Annotated in this window: 16 protein-coding genes; 12 read left to right on the top strand and 4 right to left on the bottom strand. The window is 52.3% G+C overall.

What is annotated here, in order from left to right:
- Window positions 1–32: 32 nt before the first annotated feature.
- The gene (locus JTI85_RS00990; protein ID WP_061066882.1) at window positions 33–1,550 is read right to left on the bottom strand and encodes a UxaA family hydrolase; all 1,518 of its coding nucleotides are present in this window, start codon (window positions 1,548–1,550) and stop codon (window positions 33–35) included.
- A gap of 21 nt (window positions 1,551–1,571) precedes the next feature.
- Entirely contained in the window at window positions 1,572–2,471 is a 900-nt protein-coding gene (locus tag JTI85_RS00985; protein ID WP_219352008.1) for a dihydrodipicolinate synthase family protein, read from the bottom strand.
- Between the two features lie 246 nt (window positions 2,472–2,717).
- On the opposite strand from JTI85_RS00985, the gene JTI85_RS00980 reads away from it, so the two are divergent.
- The 3 genes from JTI85_RS00980 (at window position 2,718) to nepI (ending at window position 5,309) form a co-directional block, all read left to right on the top strand.
- On the top strand, window positions 2,718–3,473 hold the full coding sequence (locus tag JTI85_RS00980; protein ID WP_005121514.1) for an IclR family transcriptional regulator: 756 nt from the start codon (window positions 2,718–2,720) through the stop codon (window positions 3,471–3,473).
- A gap of 20 nt (window positions 3,474–3,493) precedes the next feature.
- Window positions 3,494–3,946: a DUF1198 family protein gene (locus tag JTI85_RS00975; protein WP_003827141.1), complete on the top strand. Its 453-nt coding sequence runs from the start codon at window positions 3,494–3,496 to the stop codon at window positions 3,944–3,946.
- A gap of 169 nt (window positions 3,947–4,115) precedes the next feature.
- Window positions 4,116–5,309, top strand: coding sequence for a purine ribonucleoside efflux pump NepI (nepI, locus tag JTI85_RS00970; protein ID WP_199954679.1), 1,194 nt, complete (start codon window positions 4,116–4,118; stop codon window positions 5,307–5,309).
- 46 nt (window positions 5,310–5,355) lie between these two features.
- Here nepI and JTI85_RS00965 read toward each other — a convergent pair whose 3' ends face one another.
- Together JTI85_RS00965 and JTI85_RS00960 are read right to left on the bottom strand one after the other, a co-directional pair.
- Complete coding sequence (locus JTI85_RS00965) at window positions 5,356–6,738, bottom strand: glycoside hydrolase family 1 protein (RefSeq protein WP_219352007.1); 1,383 nt, start codon at window positions 6,736–6,738, stop codon at window positions 5,356–5,358.
- Window positions 6,739–6,830: 92 nt separating this feature from the next.
- Window positions 6,831–7,124 carry a YicS family protein gene (locus JTI85_RS00960; protein ID WP_003840665.1) on the bottom strand — a complete coding sequence of 98 codons (294 nt, stop codon included), beginning with the start codon at window positions 7,122–7,124 and terminating at the stop codon, window positions 6,831–6,833.
- A 130-nt stretch (window positions 7,125–7,254) separates the two neighbouring features.
- On the opposite strand from JTI85_RS00960, the gene JTI85_RS00955 reads away from it, so the two are divergent.
- The 9 genes from JTI85_RS00955 to JTI85_RS00915 form a co-directional block, all read left to right on the top strand.
- Window positions 7,255–7,671 carry a GNAT family N-acetyltransferase gene (locus JTI85_RS00955; protein ID WP_003844473.1) on the top strand — a complete coding sequence of 139 codons (417 nt, stop codon included), beginning with the start codon at window positions 7,255–7,257 and terminating at the stop codon, window positions 7,669–7,671.
- A 90-nt stretch (window positions 7,672–7,761) separates the two neighbouring features.
- The gene (gene dagR, locus JTI85_RS00950; protein ID WP_219352006.1) at window positions 7,762–10,560 is read left to right on the top strand and encodes a transcriptional regulator DagR; all 2,799 of its coding nucleotides are present in this window, start codon (window positions 7,762–7,764) and stop codon (window positions 10,558–10,560) included.
- Window positions 10,561–10,680: 120 nt separating this feature from the next.
- Window positions 10,681–11,106 carry a PTS sugar transporter subunit IIA gene (locus JTI85_RS00945; RefSeq protein WP_003023957.1) on the top strand — a complete coding sequence of 142 codons (426 nt, stop codon included), beginning with the start codon at window positions 10,681–10,683 and terminating at the stop codon, window positions 11,104–11,106.
- 12 nt (window positions 11,107–11,118) lie between these two features.
- The gene (locus tag JTI85_RS00940; protein ID WP_003023959.1) at window positions 11,119–11,604 is read left to right on the top strand and encodes a PTS system mannose/fructose/N-acetylgalactosamine-transporter subunit IIB; all 486 of its coding nucleotides are present in this window, start codon (window positions 11,119–11,121) and stop codon (window positions 11,602–11,604) included.
- Between the two features lie 25 nt (window positions 11,605–11,629).
- A complete protein-coding gene (locus JTI85_RS00935) occupies window positions 11,630–12,379 on the top strand; it encodes a PTS sugar transporter subunit IIC (protein ID WP_003023960.1) in 750 nt (249 codons plus the stop codon).
- Window positions 12,376–13,236: a PTS system mannose/fructose/sorbose family transporter subunit IID gene (locus tag JTI85_RS00930; protein ID WP_005121522.1), complete on the top strand. Its 861-nt coding sequence runs from the start codon at window positions 12,376–12,378 to the stop codon at window positions 13,234–13,236. Before JTI85_RS00935 ends, JTI85_RS00930 begins: the two co-directional genes overlap by 4 nt.
- A 3-nt stretch (window positions 13,237–13,239) precedes the next feature.
- The gene (gene dgaE / locus JTI85_RS00925) at window positions 13,240–14,349 is read left to right on the top strand and encodes a D-glucosaminate-6-phosphate ammonia lyase (protein ID WP_116360322.1); all 1,110 of its coding nucleotides are present in this window, start codon (window positions 13,240–13,242) and stop codon (window positions 14,347–14,349) included.
- Window positions 14,336–15,079: a 2-dehydro-3-deoxy-phosphogluconate aldolase gene (locus JTI85_RS00920; protein ID WP_137364199.1), complete on the top strand. Its 744-nt coding sequence runs from the start codon at window positions 14,336–14,338 to the stop codon at window positions 15,077–15,079. Before dgaE ends, JTI85_RS00920 begins: the two co-directional genes overlap by 14 nt.
- A gap of 210 nt (window positions 15,080–15,289) precedes the next feature.
- A partial coding sequence (locus JTI85_RS00915; RefSeq protein WP_219352550.1) for an Rpn family recombination-promoting nuclease/putative transposase occupies window positions 15,290–15,615 on the top strand: 326 nt, incomplete at its 3' end.

Here is a 15,615-nt window from a genome sequence, read left to right as displayed (position 1 = left end):
GGCGGTACGAGGTATTATTATATTGTGAAGTGTTACATTATGGAGCCAATAGTCCATGGGACGAATTCTTGACTGCCATAGCCAAATTCCTCACTCTTTGTTTTTTTACCGGATGCCATCTCAAGAATCATCTGGTAAATACGTTCACCGACTTCTGCAATTGTTTCTTCCCCCTCTACAATAGTTCCGCAATTTATATCCATATCCTCCTGCTGACGTTCCCAAAGTGCGTTATTGGTAGCCAGCTTCAGACTTGGGGTTGGTTTGGATCCAAACGCCGAACCGCGGCCTGTTGTGAAGCAGAGAAGATTTGCCCCACCGGCGATTTGCCCCGTGACGGCAATAGGGTCATACCCTGGTGTATCCATAAAGACAAAACCTTTCGCGGTAACTGGTTCCGCGTACTCATACACTTCTGTCAGATTTGTTGTGCCTGCTTTAGCAATACCACCGAGTGATTTTTCCAGTATTGTCGTCAGCCCTCCGACTTTGTTACCCGCAGAGGGATTATTGTTCATTTCACTTCCAGTGCGGCGACAGTATTCTTCCCACCAGTGAATACGGGCGATAAGTTTTTCCCCGACTTCACGGGAAACGGCGCGGCGAGTAAGAAGATGCTCAGCGCCATAAATTTCGGAGGTTTCAGATAATATCGCTGTTCCACCTTGTTGGATCAACTTATCTGCCGCATAACCCAGCGCTGGATTGGCTGAAATCCCGGAATAACTGTCGGAACCGCCACATTCCAATGCGAGAATGATTTCTGATACAGGGATTGGTTGACGTGTTACCCGGTTAGCAACAGGCAGCATTTGGTTAACCAGGTTAATTCCTTTTTCAATGGCATGACGTGTGCCGCCCACCTCCTGAATGGTATAGCTGTGCATCATTGGGCCATCAGCTAACCCATGGGCGTTCATCATATCTTTAATTTGGCTGGATTCGCATCCCAGCCCAACGATGATTACTCCGGCAAAGTTTGCATGGGTGGCATAACCAGCCATCGTACGTCTCATGACATCCATTGATTCACTTTTAGATCCGATGGCACAGCCAAAACTTTGTGGCAACGACACTACGCCATCAACATTTGGGTAGTCTGCAAGACCATGCAGACGAAAGTGATCCTCAATCGCTCTGACGACCGTAGCACTACAGTTTACGGAGCTTAAAATGCCGATGTAGTTGCGTGTAGCAGCGCGGCCGTCAGCCCGGCGGATACCCAAAAAAGTATCCTGTTGAGGAACCGAGGAGGGAGAATGGCAGTCTTCACCCCAGGCATAATCTCGTTCAAAATCGCCCATGCCTAAATTATGCATGTGGACGTGTTCGCCGGGCTTAATTGGCTGAGTTGCGAAGCCAATAATCTGCCCATAACGTTTGACCGCATCACCTACGTTACACGCATGCAGGGCGATTTTATGCCCTGCTGGAATTTCACTTAGCACCGTAATTTGTTCTTCTTCAAGCCAGGTGCCCACGGGGACCGTCTGTCTTGCGATAACCACATCATCTTTGGGATTCAATTTTAGTACAGGGTTGATGTTCATTATCATTGCTCTCATGCTGGTTTACACCGAAATACGGGATAAAATATTTTTAACCTGCGCTATTTTTTCTTCATTCAACGGTAATGCTGGAGGGACAACTGCGGTTGATATGTCCACACCACTTAATTTTATGGCTGTCTTTATAACGCCAAAGAACGGTTGTTCTAATGCATATAAAGGTGATAATCCTGACAGTTGTTGTTGAAGTGCTTTAGCCGTGGCGAGATCGTTCTGCTGAACAGCCTGATAAATTCCGCGCGTAATATTAGGTGCAAAGTTAAATGTTGCCGGAATTCCACCATGCCCCCCCAACATTAATGTATCAAGTAAATATTCGTCATAGCCGCTGAAAATGATAAAATCTGGGCGGAAACAGTGAACCTGATTGATGATTTCCCTGGTGTGGCTAATATTATCAATAGTGTCTTTAATTCCGACGATATTGGGTACTTCGCGGGCAAGGCGAGTGATGACGTTTAAACCAATATCCTGGCCGGTTAGTTCTGGAAAGTTATATAGGAAGACTGGAACGTTTAACGCTTCAGCAATTCGTTTGTAATGCGTAAAGCGGGCTTCTTCGCTGAGTTTTGCATAATAAGGATTGACTACCAGTACTCCTTGCGCGCCCGCTTTTTCGGCATGCTTTCCAAGCTGGATAGTTTCTGCTGTGCTAGCGCAGGCGATACCGATAAGTACGGGGGCCCTGCCGGCAACATGCTGCAGACTAAATTCTGCAATCTGTTTTCTTTGTTCAGACGAGAAATGTGAAAATTCGCCGCCGCTGCCCAGAATTAGCATTCCGTCGGCACCATTGCTAATCACATGATCAATCATTACCGCCATTCCTGCGCGATCCAATTCACCGTTATCGTCAACGATGGTCGGTACTGGCGGGAAGATGCCCTTAAAAACGTTCAACATGCTCACTCCTTGTTGTTCTGTATATGGAACTTATGTTCTGTATGCTGAAGTTAGTACAGCAAATATCCAAATCGTTCGTCAATGCTTTTTGCAGAACAAATGAACAACTGTGAGGTGGATCGGGTTTGCGGATGTAAGATTTAGGCAACAGAGCGCAGTTTGCATATGTGCAAAAAAGCCGCATACCTGGGAAAAGTGATTGCGGTATACTGTGCAGAGTCTATGAATAAAAAAGATTAATTGCGCATGAACCAAGACATCACGACTTCTGTTCCCGCTCTGGATAAGACGGTAAAAATCTGTAATTACCTTTTTAATTCTCCTGGAGCAACATTCAGTCAGATCCAGCAGGATCTGGCATTGCCAAAAAGCAGCACGTCTTCTCTGCTAAATGCGCTGGTTGAGCATCATCTTTTGCGTCTGGAAAAGGGGCGTTTCTTTTTAGGATTGAAGCTGTACGAATGGGGAAATCGTTCATTGGAGCAGTTTGATATCCGTAATGCAGCGCTTCCTGTTTTGGAAAAACTGCGTCAACAAACGGACCTGACCTGTCACTTGGGCATATTGGATGAAGTCGCGCCAATTTATCTTATGAAGCTGGAAAACACCCAGCCGATTGGCATTCGTACCTGGGTCGGTAAAAAATTGCCGATGCACAGTTCCGGTGTAGGGAAAGCGCTGTGTGCCTGGCTGCCGCAGGATAAAATCGACGAACTGTTGCCGGATGAAGACCTGCCGAAATATACCGATACCACCATTACCAGCAAAAAAGCGTTGATGAAGGAATTTGCCAGAATCCGCGCGCAAGGCTGGGTATTTGATAATGCGGAAGACTCTCCTGGTATCTATTGCATTGCCGCACCGGTATTTAACCGTAATAAAGATGTGATTGCAGCAATCAGCATCAGTGGCGTTGAACTACAAATGCCAAAAGATTGTATTCCACAATATTCTCAGTGGGTGCGCGAAGCCTGCCAGTCACTCTCGGCAAAATTAGTTTAAGTATGCAGGTGTCGTAGTTAATGATCTGGATAATGCTGGCCACCCTGGTGGTTGTTTTTGTGGTGGGATTTCGGGTGCTGACGTCCGGTTCACGACGCGCAATTCGCCGTTTGAGCGAGCGACTGAATATCGATGTCGTGCCGGTAGAGTCGATGATCGATCAGATGGGAAAAGTACAGGGTGAGGCGTTTTTACAGTACCTACACCGCCCGGATGAATCGCATCTGCAAAATGCTGCCCAGGTGTTGTTGATCTGGCAAATCGTGATTGTCGACGGCAGTGAGCAGAACCTGTTGCAATGGCACCGTTGGCTGCAAAAAGCCCGGCTGGCTGCACCTATTACCGATGCGCAGGTACGTTTGGCGCTCGGTTTTCTGCGTGAGATGGAGCCGGATATGCAGGAACTTAATGCGTTCCAGATGCGCTATAACGCCTTTTTCCAACCCGAGGATGGCGTGCATTGGTTGCATTGATAGTCATGCCTGATGGCGTTACGGTTCTCAGGTCGACAAAAGGGCCCTGCCGTAGATGGAATAAGCCACATCGCCATTCAGCGGTGAAAGTTGTTGAAACGTTAAATAGGTCACAAATTTAATGTTACACTGCGTAACTTTTCTACAATAACCCCACGCAGGTAACAAAATGAGTGAAGCTGTTGAACAAAAATCCCGCGCTGAGGCAAATTCCCGACCTAACTGGTCGGCGGTATTTGCCGTGGCGTTCTGCGTTGCCTGCCTGATAACTGTTGAGTTTCTGCCCGTTAGCCTGTTAACGCCGATGGCGCAGGATCTGGGTATTTCGGAAGGTGTTGCCGGGCAATCGGTGACCGTGACGGCATTTGTCGCCATGTTCGCCAGCCTCTTTGTGACGCAAATTATTCAGGCGACCGATCGTCGCTACGTGGTGATCCTGTTTTCGGTGCTGCTGACGCTTTCCTGTCTGCTGGTTTCCTTTGCCAACTCTTTTTCGCTGCTGCTCATTGGCCGTGCCTGCCTCGGTCTGGCGCTCGGTGGATTCTGGGCAATGTCGGCGTCGCTGACCATGCGTCTGGTTCCTGCACGTACGGTGCCGAAGGCGCTGTCGGTTATTTTTGGCGCAGTCTCCATCGCGCTGGTGATTGCCGCGCCGCTGGGGAGCTTTTTGGGCGGTATTATCGGCTGGCGTAATGTGTTTAATGCGGCGGCGGTGATGGGCGTGCTGTGCACAATTTGGGTGGTGAGAGCGTTGCCTTCGCTGCCTGGCGAGCCTTCGCATCAGAAACAAAACATGTTCAGCCTGTTGCAGCGACCGGGGGTGATGGCCGGGATGATCGCCATCTTTATGTCCTTTGCCGGACAGTTCGCCTTCTTTACCTATATTCGCCCGATCTATATGAATCTGGCGGGCTTTGACGTTGATGGCCTGACGCTGGTGCTGCTGAGCTTCGGTATTGCCAGCTTTGTTGGTACGTCGCTTTCGTCGATGATTTTGAAGCGTTCGGTCAAACTGGCGTTAGCCGGTGCGCCACTGGTGCTGGCGCTCAGTGCACTGGTCCTGATTCTGTGGGGCAGTGACAAAGTGGTGGCGGCGGGTATTGCGATTATCTGGGGACTGTTGTTTGCGCTGGTACCGGTCGGCTGGTCGACGTGGATCACGCGCTCGCTTGCCGATCAGGCAGAAAAAGCCGGATCGGTGCAGGTCGCCGTGATCCAGCTTGCCAATACCTGTGGGGCTGCGGTGGGAGGCTATGCGCTCGATACTCTCGGACTGCTGTCGCCCCTGATGCTTTCCGGCAGCCTGATGCTGCTGACGGCGCTTCTGGTGGCAGCAAAAGTTCGCATAAAGGGTATGCAATAAACTAAAGCTCGGTATGCCGGATCGCTATCCGGCATCCTGGTTATTTTTAATCAAAACCATTATTTTCAGCAGCATGGGCAAACCATTCGCCGCTCTTTTTCACCGTACGTTTTTGCGTTGCTAAATCTAACTGAACAAAACCGTAGCGGTTTTTATATCCGTTGAGCCAGGACCAGTTATCAATAAAAGTCCACATATGGTAGCCAAGACAATTACAACCTTCGCTGATGCCTTTATGTAGCCATTTAAGATGCTCAGAAACAAATTCAATGCGGTAGCTGTCGTTGATCTGGTCATGCTCAACGAAACGCTGCTCATTTTCCACACCCATACCGTTTTCAGAAATAAAGCAGCGCGGGTTGCCGTAATTATCACGAAGATTAGTAATAATATCGTAAATACCTGGCTCATAAATTTCCCAGCCACGGTACGGGTTCATTTTCCGCCCCGGCATTTCGTAATAATCAAACAGCCACTCCGGCATAAACGGCGCGTTTGGATTGACGGCAGTATCACGACATTTCACGCGGCGCGGCTGATAATAATTGATACCGAGCAGGTCGATTTTCCCCTCGGCGATGAGCTGACTGTCGCCCGGCTGGCATACCGGTAACTGATCGTACTCTTTCAGCAGTTTGACCAGATCCGCCGGATATTCCCCTTTTAGTACCGGATCAAGAAAGCTGCGGTTAAACAGCAGATCCGCATGGTGCGCGGCTTTTACATCCGCCGGGTGCTGCGAGCGTGGATAAGAGGGCGTCAGATTCAGGATCACACCGATTTCACCGCCGTAGTTTCCGGCGCGATACGCCCGCACCGCCGTGGAATGCGCCAGTACAGTGTGATACGCCACGGTGGCCGCACGTTTGAAATCCACCACGTTTGGGTAATGGAAGTCATACAGATAGCCGCCTTCTACCGGGACAATCGGCTCGTTAAAGGTGAACCAGTGCTTCACCCGGTTGCCGAACAATGTAAAACACGTCTGTGCGTAGCGGCCAAACGCCTCAACCACGTCACGGTTTTCCCAGCCGCCTTTCTCCTGCATCACCATTGGCATGTCAAAGTGGAACAGGGTGATAAATGGCGTAATGCCTTGCGCCAGCAGCTCGTCGATGACGTTGTTATAGAAATCGACGGCCTCAGGATTCACCTCGCCAGTACCGTCCGGAATCAGTCGTGACCAACTGATTGAGGTGCGGAAGCTGTTGTGTTTCAGCTGCTTGAGCAGTGCGATGTCCTGTTTCCAGTGCTGATAAAACGTGGATGTGTTCGCCGGACCAACCCCCTGGTGGAAACGCCCTGGCTGGCGGTCGAACCACACGTCCCATGTTGTCTGGCTTTTGCCGCCATTCAGGCTATCCCCTTCGGTTTGCAGCGCCGAGCAGGCACTGCCCCACCAGAAGTTTTCTGGAAAACGGTATCGCATTATCTTGCTCCTTGATGTATTTCACTTCCCTACACAATAGGCGATTTTGCTAAACAGAAACCGGTTACAGCGCTCGTTTTTCAATACGATAGTTACAAATCCGGGCATTCAACTTTGCCCAACGCTTCCCAGTAGTTGTTCTGGTTATTTCTTTGTATTGCCAGAATAGCCTCGCGGATATGCTGCTGATTACGTGTATCAGACATAATCGTTTTTTCCCACACGTCATCGGAGGGGGATCCCTGTGGGGTGCAAATCTTGCGTAAATCCTTTAATACGGTGTTTTTTTCATGAACAGACTGTAGAGAGCCGTAAGCCGAATCGGCCTGCGCTAAACCCGGCAGCGTGAAAAGAATGGCAATAAGCGGTAAAGCGGCTCGTTTCATGATAATAATCCTTGTTGTCGATGCGCATCATCTCAAGAGTAAGTGTAGACGGCATGCGCCTCACTCATCAGCCTGTGTTAATTTCTAAACAAATAATCAGCCAGAAGTTGTAGTTTTTCAGGAGGATAGGATGCAAATACAGATTACAGATACCATTACCGAAGACGATCAAAATGCCCTGCTTGCCGGATTGCGCGCCTACAACCGTCAGTTCCTGAGAACCACCAACTTTGGCGACCTGGCGGTGTACTGGCGCGATGAACGCAATGAAATTCTGGGCGGGTTGATTGGCAAAATCAAAGGCGAATGGCTGTGCATTGATTTCCTGTGGATGCATGATTCGCTGCGCAAAGGCGGTTATGGCACAAAATTGATGCAGGCTGCCGAGCAGACAGCGCGTGAGAGAGGATGCCTGCATGCGCTGGTGGACACGATGAGTTTCCAGGCGCTGCCGTTTTATCAGAAAAACGGCTATCAGCTGCAAATGACCCTCGATAACTTTCCGGAAACCGGCTCAGCGCGGCATTATTTGTCGAAAACGTTTTGATGACCGGAAGGTCTGGACGCCTCCTCACTGTCTTGCGTAGCAGAATAGTGTATGTTCTGAACAATCATTTATTTCTTAAGCGGTAAAGAGATGAGACGGATTGAGATAATACTGGGGGAGCTGGAACGGCTGACGCGAGGACTGAATCTTGCCCATCTGGCGCAGGAAACGGCGTTCACAGCGGAAGCTATCGGCTTTAACCTCGGACTGGCGCGCAACTCGGTCAGTAAAGATCTCAATCAGCTCTGGAACGACGGCCTGGCGATTAAAAGCCGCGGACGCCCTGTCTTCTTTCTGCATCGTCAGGCGATTGAAACGCTGCTGGGGCGCAAACTGGATGAGTCCGAGCGCGAAGTGCAAACCGTTGCCGACCTGTTACCTGTTCAGGAAAACCAGGCGACAGAGGATCCCTTTTCTGGCCTGATTGGTTACGATCGCAGCCTGCGCGACGCGGTGGAAAAAGGCCGCGCGGCGGTGCTGTATCCCCACGGGCTGCACGTTCTGCTGACTGGTCCCTCCGGCGTCGGCAAAACCTTTTTTGCCGAACTGATGCACCGTTTCGCCTGCGAACGCGCAGTGGGAACGTCGCCGCCGCTGGTTTACTTTAACTGCGCGGAATACGCCCATAACCCGGAACTGCTTTCTTCGCACCTGTTTGGTCATCGACAGGGGGCATTTACCGGCGCAAACGAAAATAAACCCGGCCTGGTCGAGCAGGCCGACGGCGGTTATCTGCTGCTCGATGAAGTGCATCGCCTGCCGTATGAAGGTCAGGAAAAGCTATTTTCTATTCTCGACAAAGGTGAGTATCGCCCGCTGGGCTCAAGCGCCGTGGCGCGGTCAATCTCGGTTCGCCTGATATGTGCGACCACCGAACCGGTAAGTTCGGCGTTGCTGCGCACTTTCCAGCGACGTATTCAGGTATGTATCGATTTGCCCGGCATCCGCCAGCGTTCGGTGGAAGAGCAGGTTGAACTGATCGTTGGCTTCTTACAGCGTGAGAGCCGCAAAATCGAGCGTACGATAAGCATCGACCGTACCTTGCTGCTCTGGCTGTTGAACAAGCCGCTGGAAGGCAATATTGGTCAGCTCAAGAGCGATATTCAGTTTCTCTGCGCCCAGGCCTGGGCTTCGGGAATGACGGAGCACAGCGATACGCTACAGTTGGATAAACGTCTGACAGAGATCCCCTTTAACGCCACGCCGGAACAACGTCTGCTGGTTGGCGCACTGTTCGAAGGCAAAGAGCATTTAAGCATCGATGCCCGCACGCTGCCGGCGCTGAAAAATTCGCTGGCCACCGGAGCCGAAATTGAAGAGAGCGATCTTTTCTACAGCTTCCTGACCCGCGAATATATCAACCTGCGTAACAGCAACGTGCCGCCAGCCGAAACGCTGGCAATCCTCAAAAACAAGCTCAGTTCGATATTTGAATATGGTCTCTATAGCCGCGACAGCGTGGCGCATCCTCCGCGCTATGGCGATCAGATTGAAGAGCGAGTCACGCTGTTGATCGGCTGTGTTGAGCAGGTGCTTGGTTTTACGCTGCCGGAAAATCTGGTTAACCCGCTGCGCAAACACTTCCTGGCGCTGATTGGCTATGTGCAGCGCGGCCTTATTCCGCAACTTTATTCTTCCAGCCTGATCCTCGATCGCTGCAAAGATGAATATGATAACGCCACGCTGCTATGCCGGAAAATCAATGAACTACTGCATATTCAATGTCCGGCGACGGAAGTGGTCTGGCTGTGCCTGTTCCTCAAAGAGTGTCGCCATTACCGCCAACGGATTGACGCCAGTCCGGACTGCGGGGTGATTTTGATTGCCCACGGTGCGACGACCGCCACAAGTCAGGCGCAGTACGTGAATCGCGTGCTGGAGCGCGAGGTGTTCAGCGCTATCGATATGCCTTTCGAGCAGTCGGTGCATGACACGCTGGAAGCTTTGACACAGATGATCCAGACCCGGCAATATCGCCGGTTGATCCTGATGGTGGATATTGGCTCGCTGGTCCATTTTGGCAGTACGATCAGCAAATTATTTCAGATAGACGTTCTGCTGATGCCCAATATTACGCTCACCAGCCTGCTGGAAATCGGGCTGGATTTAAGCTACGAAACCAGCGACTTGCCGCAGCTGGCGGCGTTGATGCAGAGCAAAAATATTCCCTGTCAGCTCTGTACGCCGCAGCAGGAAAACAGCGGTAAAGTGCTGGTTATCTCCTGCATCACCGGGATGGGAACGGCAGAAAAAATCAAAAAGGTGCTGGAAGAGAGCTTCGGTGAGTTGATGTCGCAGGATACGCGGATGGTGATCCTCGATTACAACGAAGTTCGCAGCCTGGAGCGCGTGCAGCAGGCGATTAACGCCAGTGAACGCCTGGCGGGAATAGTGGGCACTTTCCAGCCAGGACTGCCGGATATTCCGTTTATCTCGCTCGAGGAGCTGTTCTCTGAACAAGGCCCCGAGCTGGTGCTCAGCCTGCTGACGCCAGATCTCTCCAGCAGCGAACGCCGTCTGGAGATGGAGCGCAGCGCGATGCGCTTTATCAGCGCGTTGACTATGGAGAGCATCATTAACCATATTTCGGTGCTCAACCCGCAGCGTATTCTCAAAGAGATGGAAGGCGTGCTGAACCATCTGACCACCGCGCTTTCGCTCAAACCGAGCCGTCAGGTGACACTGCGCTTCCTGATCCACTGCTGTTGTATGGTCGAGCGTATCGTGATTAACCGCAAACCGTTACAGATGGCGCTGGAGAACAAGCCGGATCTGGATAATCGCGCGTTTAGTGTCATTAAATCCGCTTTCCTGCCGATCGAAGAGGCCTATGCCATTCGGTTATCGGACGCGGAATATTTTTATATCTACGAACTGCTGTATAGCTAATCCCTTTACTGGCGCGGCTTTCTGCCCCGCCAGCACTCCTCTCTTCCCTGCGTGACACAAATTCTGGCACAGCCTTTGCTCTGTTTACCTATGTCTATGTAATCGAGCCAGGAGGCCATTTTGACTACCACTGAATCCTTGCCCCAGATCCTGCTGCTGACCCATGGCGGCTGGGGGCAACAGCTTTGCAACAGCCTGCGCATGGTGATGGGTGAAATCAAAGGCGTGACGGAAATTGCGCTGATGCCCGTTGATACGCTCGGCGAGTTTTACCAGCGCGTTGAAGCCGTGGTGAAAACCATGCCGGAAGGTTCACTGATCCTGACTGATTTTATTGGCGGCACCACCTCTAACGTGGCGGCGCGGCTGAGTGCCGATTACCCGGTGGCAGTGATTTCCGGGCTCAATGCCTCTTTGCTGCTGGAGGCGCTCGACAAACGCGAGCATGGCCAGTTGACCACCTGCGTGGCTGAACTGGTCGACGCCGGGCGTAGCAGTTGCCTGGACGTTGTCGCCCACGTGCGTCAATTACAACAATCACAATAAGGAATAAACATCATGGCAAACATCGTCTTATGTCGTATCGATAGCCGTCTGATTCATGGACAAGTGGTGACTAAATGGGTTGGGCAATCTCAGGCAAACCGGATTGCGGTGGTTAGCGATGAGCTGGATGCCGATCCGTTTATGAAAAACATCTACCTGATGGCCGCGCCGCCAAACATCAAAGTGGATTGTTTCGGTAACCAAAGTTTTGCTGCCGCCTGGAAAGAAAACCAGCTTGGTGACGGCAAAGTGCTGGTGCTGTTCCCTTCTCTGGCGGCGGTTCAGGAAGCGGTCCAGTTGGGGTTTGACGTCACTACCATTCAGGTCGGTGGACTGGGCGGCGGGCCAAACCGCAAAGCGGTATTCCAGAACATTACGCTGGATGAAAAAGACGTCGGCATTCTGAGCGACCTGAAAAATCGTGGGATTCAGGTGTTCTTCCAGACTATCCCGGAAGATAAGCCTCAGTCGCTGGACGATATCCTGAAAAAATTCTAATTCTTTGATAACAGGGTACTTAACTATGGATACTTTAGTCTTTGCAAGCCTGATGGGGTTGTATTACTGGTTTGCCCGATTACGCCTTGGCTACACCTTCTCCGCCATGCTGCTACAGCCCGTCGTGATTGCCGTATTCGTTGGCCTGCTGTTAGGCAACATGGAAACGGCGATGATCATCGGTGCAGGCATGCAGCTGGTTTATCTCGGCGTGACCTCTACGCCAGGCGGTAACGTCCCGTCGGATCCTGCGCTGGCTGCCTGTATTTCAATTCCTATCGCCGTGAAGGCCGGAATGGACCCGAACCTGGCTATCGCGCTGGCGATCCCGTTTGGCGTCATCGGCGTGTTCCTCGACCAGTTGCGCCGCACGTTAAACGCAGCGTGGGTGCATATGGCCGACAAACATGCGGAAACGGCCAACATGGCGGGCATTATGCGCTGTGCATTCCTCTACCCGGCGTTGCTTGGCCTTGTACTGCGTTTCCCGGTGGTTTTCGCCGCCAACTATTTTGGTCAGGACGTGGTGGAAAGCTTCCTCAAGCTGATGCCGCACTGGCTGACGCACTCCTTTGAAATTATGGGCGGCATTCTGCCAGCGCTGGGCTTTGCCATCACCATTATGGTGATCGGTAAAAAGAGCCTGCTGCCGTGGTTTATCGGCGGTTTCTTTGCGGTGCTGTACCTGAAGGTAGACATCATGGCGATGGCAATCTTTGGTACCTGCGTGGCCTTCCTGATTAAAGGTCTGGCGAAAAATGAAGGAGCAGCATGATGAGCAGCGACGTAATGCAACATGAACTGGTGGAGCGTGCGCGTGAAAGCGGTACGCTGACCAAAGCCGATATCACCAAGGCCTGGTTTATCTACTGGCTGGGCGCGGAAGTTTCCAGCTCCTATGAGCGTTTGCAAAGCCTGATTTTCTGCGCCTCGATGACGCCGATCATCAAAAAGCTCTACCCGCAAAAAGAGGAACAGGTAGAAGCGCTGAAACGCCATCTGAACTTCTTCAACTCAGAGCAGACGTTCGGGGCGGTAATTCAGGGGATCTCCATTGCGATGGAGGAGCAAAAAACGCGCGGTGAGCCGATCAGCGACGCCTCCATCACCGGGATAAAAACGGGCTTGATGGGGCCGCTGGCGGGGATGGGGGACTCGATCATCTGGGCCGCAGTGATGCCGCTGTTAATTGCTATTTTCATCCCATTCGCCGCCAATGGCAGCGCGATGGGCGGAATTGTACCGTTAATCCTCTACCCGGCCATTACGCTGGCAATCAGCTATGGCATGGTGCACAAAGGCTATACGCTGGGACGTGACTCGATAATTGGTCTGCTGCAGGGAGGGCGAATTAAGGAACTGATCTACGGCGCGAACGTGTTGGGCCTGATCATGATGGGCGCGCTGTCGGCAAGCTACGTCAAGATCACCACGCCGTTAAAACTCAGCGCCCTGAAAGGCTCTGAAGTGGTGGTCCAGCAAATCCTCGACTCTATTGCCCCCGGCCTGCTGCCGCTGGCGGCGGTGTTCGCCATCTACTTCTATCTGGTGAAGAAAGGACCGCGTTACACCACGATTTTGCTGTCGATTGTCGCGCTCAGCGTGGTCTGTTCGCTGCTGGGAGTGTTGTAAGCCATGACACAGAATATCTATCAACAACTGGGGCTAAAACAGGTGATTAACGCCTGCGGCAAAATGACGATTCTGGGCGTTTCCAGCGTCGCGCCGGAAGTGATGCAGGCCACCGCGCGGGCAGCTTCGGCCTTTGTTGAAATTGACCGGCTGGTGGACCGTACCGGTGAATTGGTTTCCCGCTACACCGGCGCGGAGGACAGCTATGTTACTTCGTGCGCCTCGGCGGGTATTGCGATTGCCGTTGCCGCGGCCATTACCCGCGGTGACCAGGCGCGAGTCACGTTGATGCCGGATAGCGCGGGTATGGCTAATGAAGTGGTCATGCTGCGCGGGCATAACGTTGACTACGGTGCGCCCATCACCAGCGCGATCCGCTTAGGGGGTGGACGCGTGGTGGAGGTTGGCTCAAGTAATCTGGCGGCCTGCTGGCAGCTGGAGAGCGCGATTACCGATAACACCGCCGCGCTGCTGTATGTGAAATCGCACCACTGTGTGCAGAAAGGCATGTTGAGTATTGCGGATTTTGTACAGGTTGCGCAGGTTCACAACCTGCCGCTGATTGTCGATGCCGCCGCCGAGGAAGACTTACACGCCTGGGTGGCGAGCGGGGCGGATATGGTGGTCTACAGCGGGGCAAAAGCCTTTAACGCGCCGACCTCCGGGTTTATCACCGGAAAGAAAAAGTGGATTGCCGCGTGTAAAGCGCAGCACCACGGAATTGCCCGGGCGATGAAGATCGGCAAAGAGAATATGGTCGGGCTGGTGTATGCCCTGGAAAACTATCATCAGGGGCAAACCGTGGTCACCGCCGAAGAGCTTCGCCCCGTGGCGCAGGCGATTTCAGCGATTCGCGGACTGAAGGCGGATATTGAGCAGGACGAAGCCGGGCGCGCCATCTGGCGGATTCGTATTCGGGTGAATGCACAAGAGCTGGGGATGGATGCTTACGCCGTAGAAGCGCAGCTGCGAGAGGGTGATATCGCGATTTACGCGCGTCGTTATAACCTTCATCAGGGCGTCTTTAGTCTCGATCCGCGTACGGTCGCAGAAGGGGAAATGGCGCTGATCGTGGCGCGACTAAAGGAGATTGCAGAGCATGCAGCGCATTAATTTTTATCGCAATAAAGTGGCTATTAACGTGCTGGCGAAGGATATCGCCAACGCCCGGGAAATCTATGACGCTGCCGAAGGTCACGCGGTGATCGGCATCCTTTCCGCACAGTTTGCCTCGGTTGAGGAAGGGGTTAAGGAAGTAAAACGCTGGATGGCCGACGTGCCGTCGATTTCCGTGGGGTTGGGGGCCGGTGACCCGGCGCAGTATTATAAAGCGGCGATGATTGCCTCACGGGTCCATCCGGCACACGTCAACCAGACCTTTACCGGTTGTGGTTTTGCGGCAGGCGCGCTGGCCGCAACGGGCGGTGAGCAGACCCATATCAACGCGTTAGTCAGTCCGACTGGAATGCCTGGAGAGGTGTTGATCTCCACCGGCGTCAGCAGCAGCCAGGGCACGCCAGCCCGCGTTTCCTGCGATGCCGCAGTGCGCATGATGCTGGACTCTGGCGCGCATGCCGCGAAGTTCTTCCCGATGGGCGGTGAGAAATCGTTGCCTGAGCTGTACGCGCTGGCGACGACCGCGGCGCGCAACGGCATGACGTTGATTGAGCCGACTGGCGGTATAGATCTCGATAACTTCGGCATTATCCTACAATCCTGTCTGGAAGCAGGAGTACCGCGCGTCATGCCGCATGTTTATAGCTCGATTATCGACTCGCAAACCGGCAATACCCGACCAGAAGATGTCGCCAGGTTGATGGAGATAGTCAAAACCCTGGTGTGATGCCGCCATCGTTGGAGAGCGAAAAGAGAATGCCCGGAGGTGCTCACGCCTACCGGGCATTTTTGCGAACATCATTCATGGAAAATGAATGCATTGCAGCAGCATCTATTTATCCTCGAAAACGCCTCGCAAAGGGGTCATTTCCCTGATGTCGTCTGTAGCACTGGCGAGTAATGTCCCGTCATCTTGTTCTTCTGGTGACGGATCGCCATGCAAAAACCAACAACCTCTACGCCGCATGATGCGGTATTTAAAAAGTTCCTGGGCCATCCAGATACGGCACGGGATTTTCTTGATACCTATCTTCCGGCGTCATTACATGAGCTTTGCGATCTGGACACACTGAAGCTGGAACCCGGGAGTTTTATTGAAGAAGATTTGCGAGCGTGTTATTCCGATGTGCTGTGGTCGCTGAAAACGACATCGGGTAAAGGCTATATCTATGCGTTGATTGAGCACCAAAGCTCGCCAGATGCTCATATGGCATTCAGGATGATGCGTTATGCCATTGCTGCGATGCAGAAGCATCTTGATGC

The organism is Citrobacter sp. Colony219, assembly GCF_019382635.1.
Taxonomy (GTDB): Bacteria; Pseudomonadota; Gammaproteobacteria; order Enterobacterales; family Enterobacteriaceae; genus Citrobacter; species Citrobacter youngae.
This window is presented reverse-complemented; position numbering and strand designations above follow the sequence as displayed.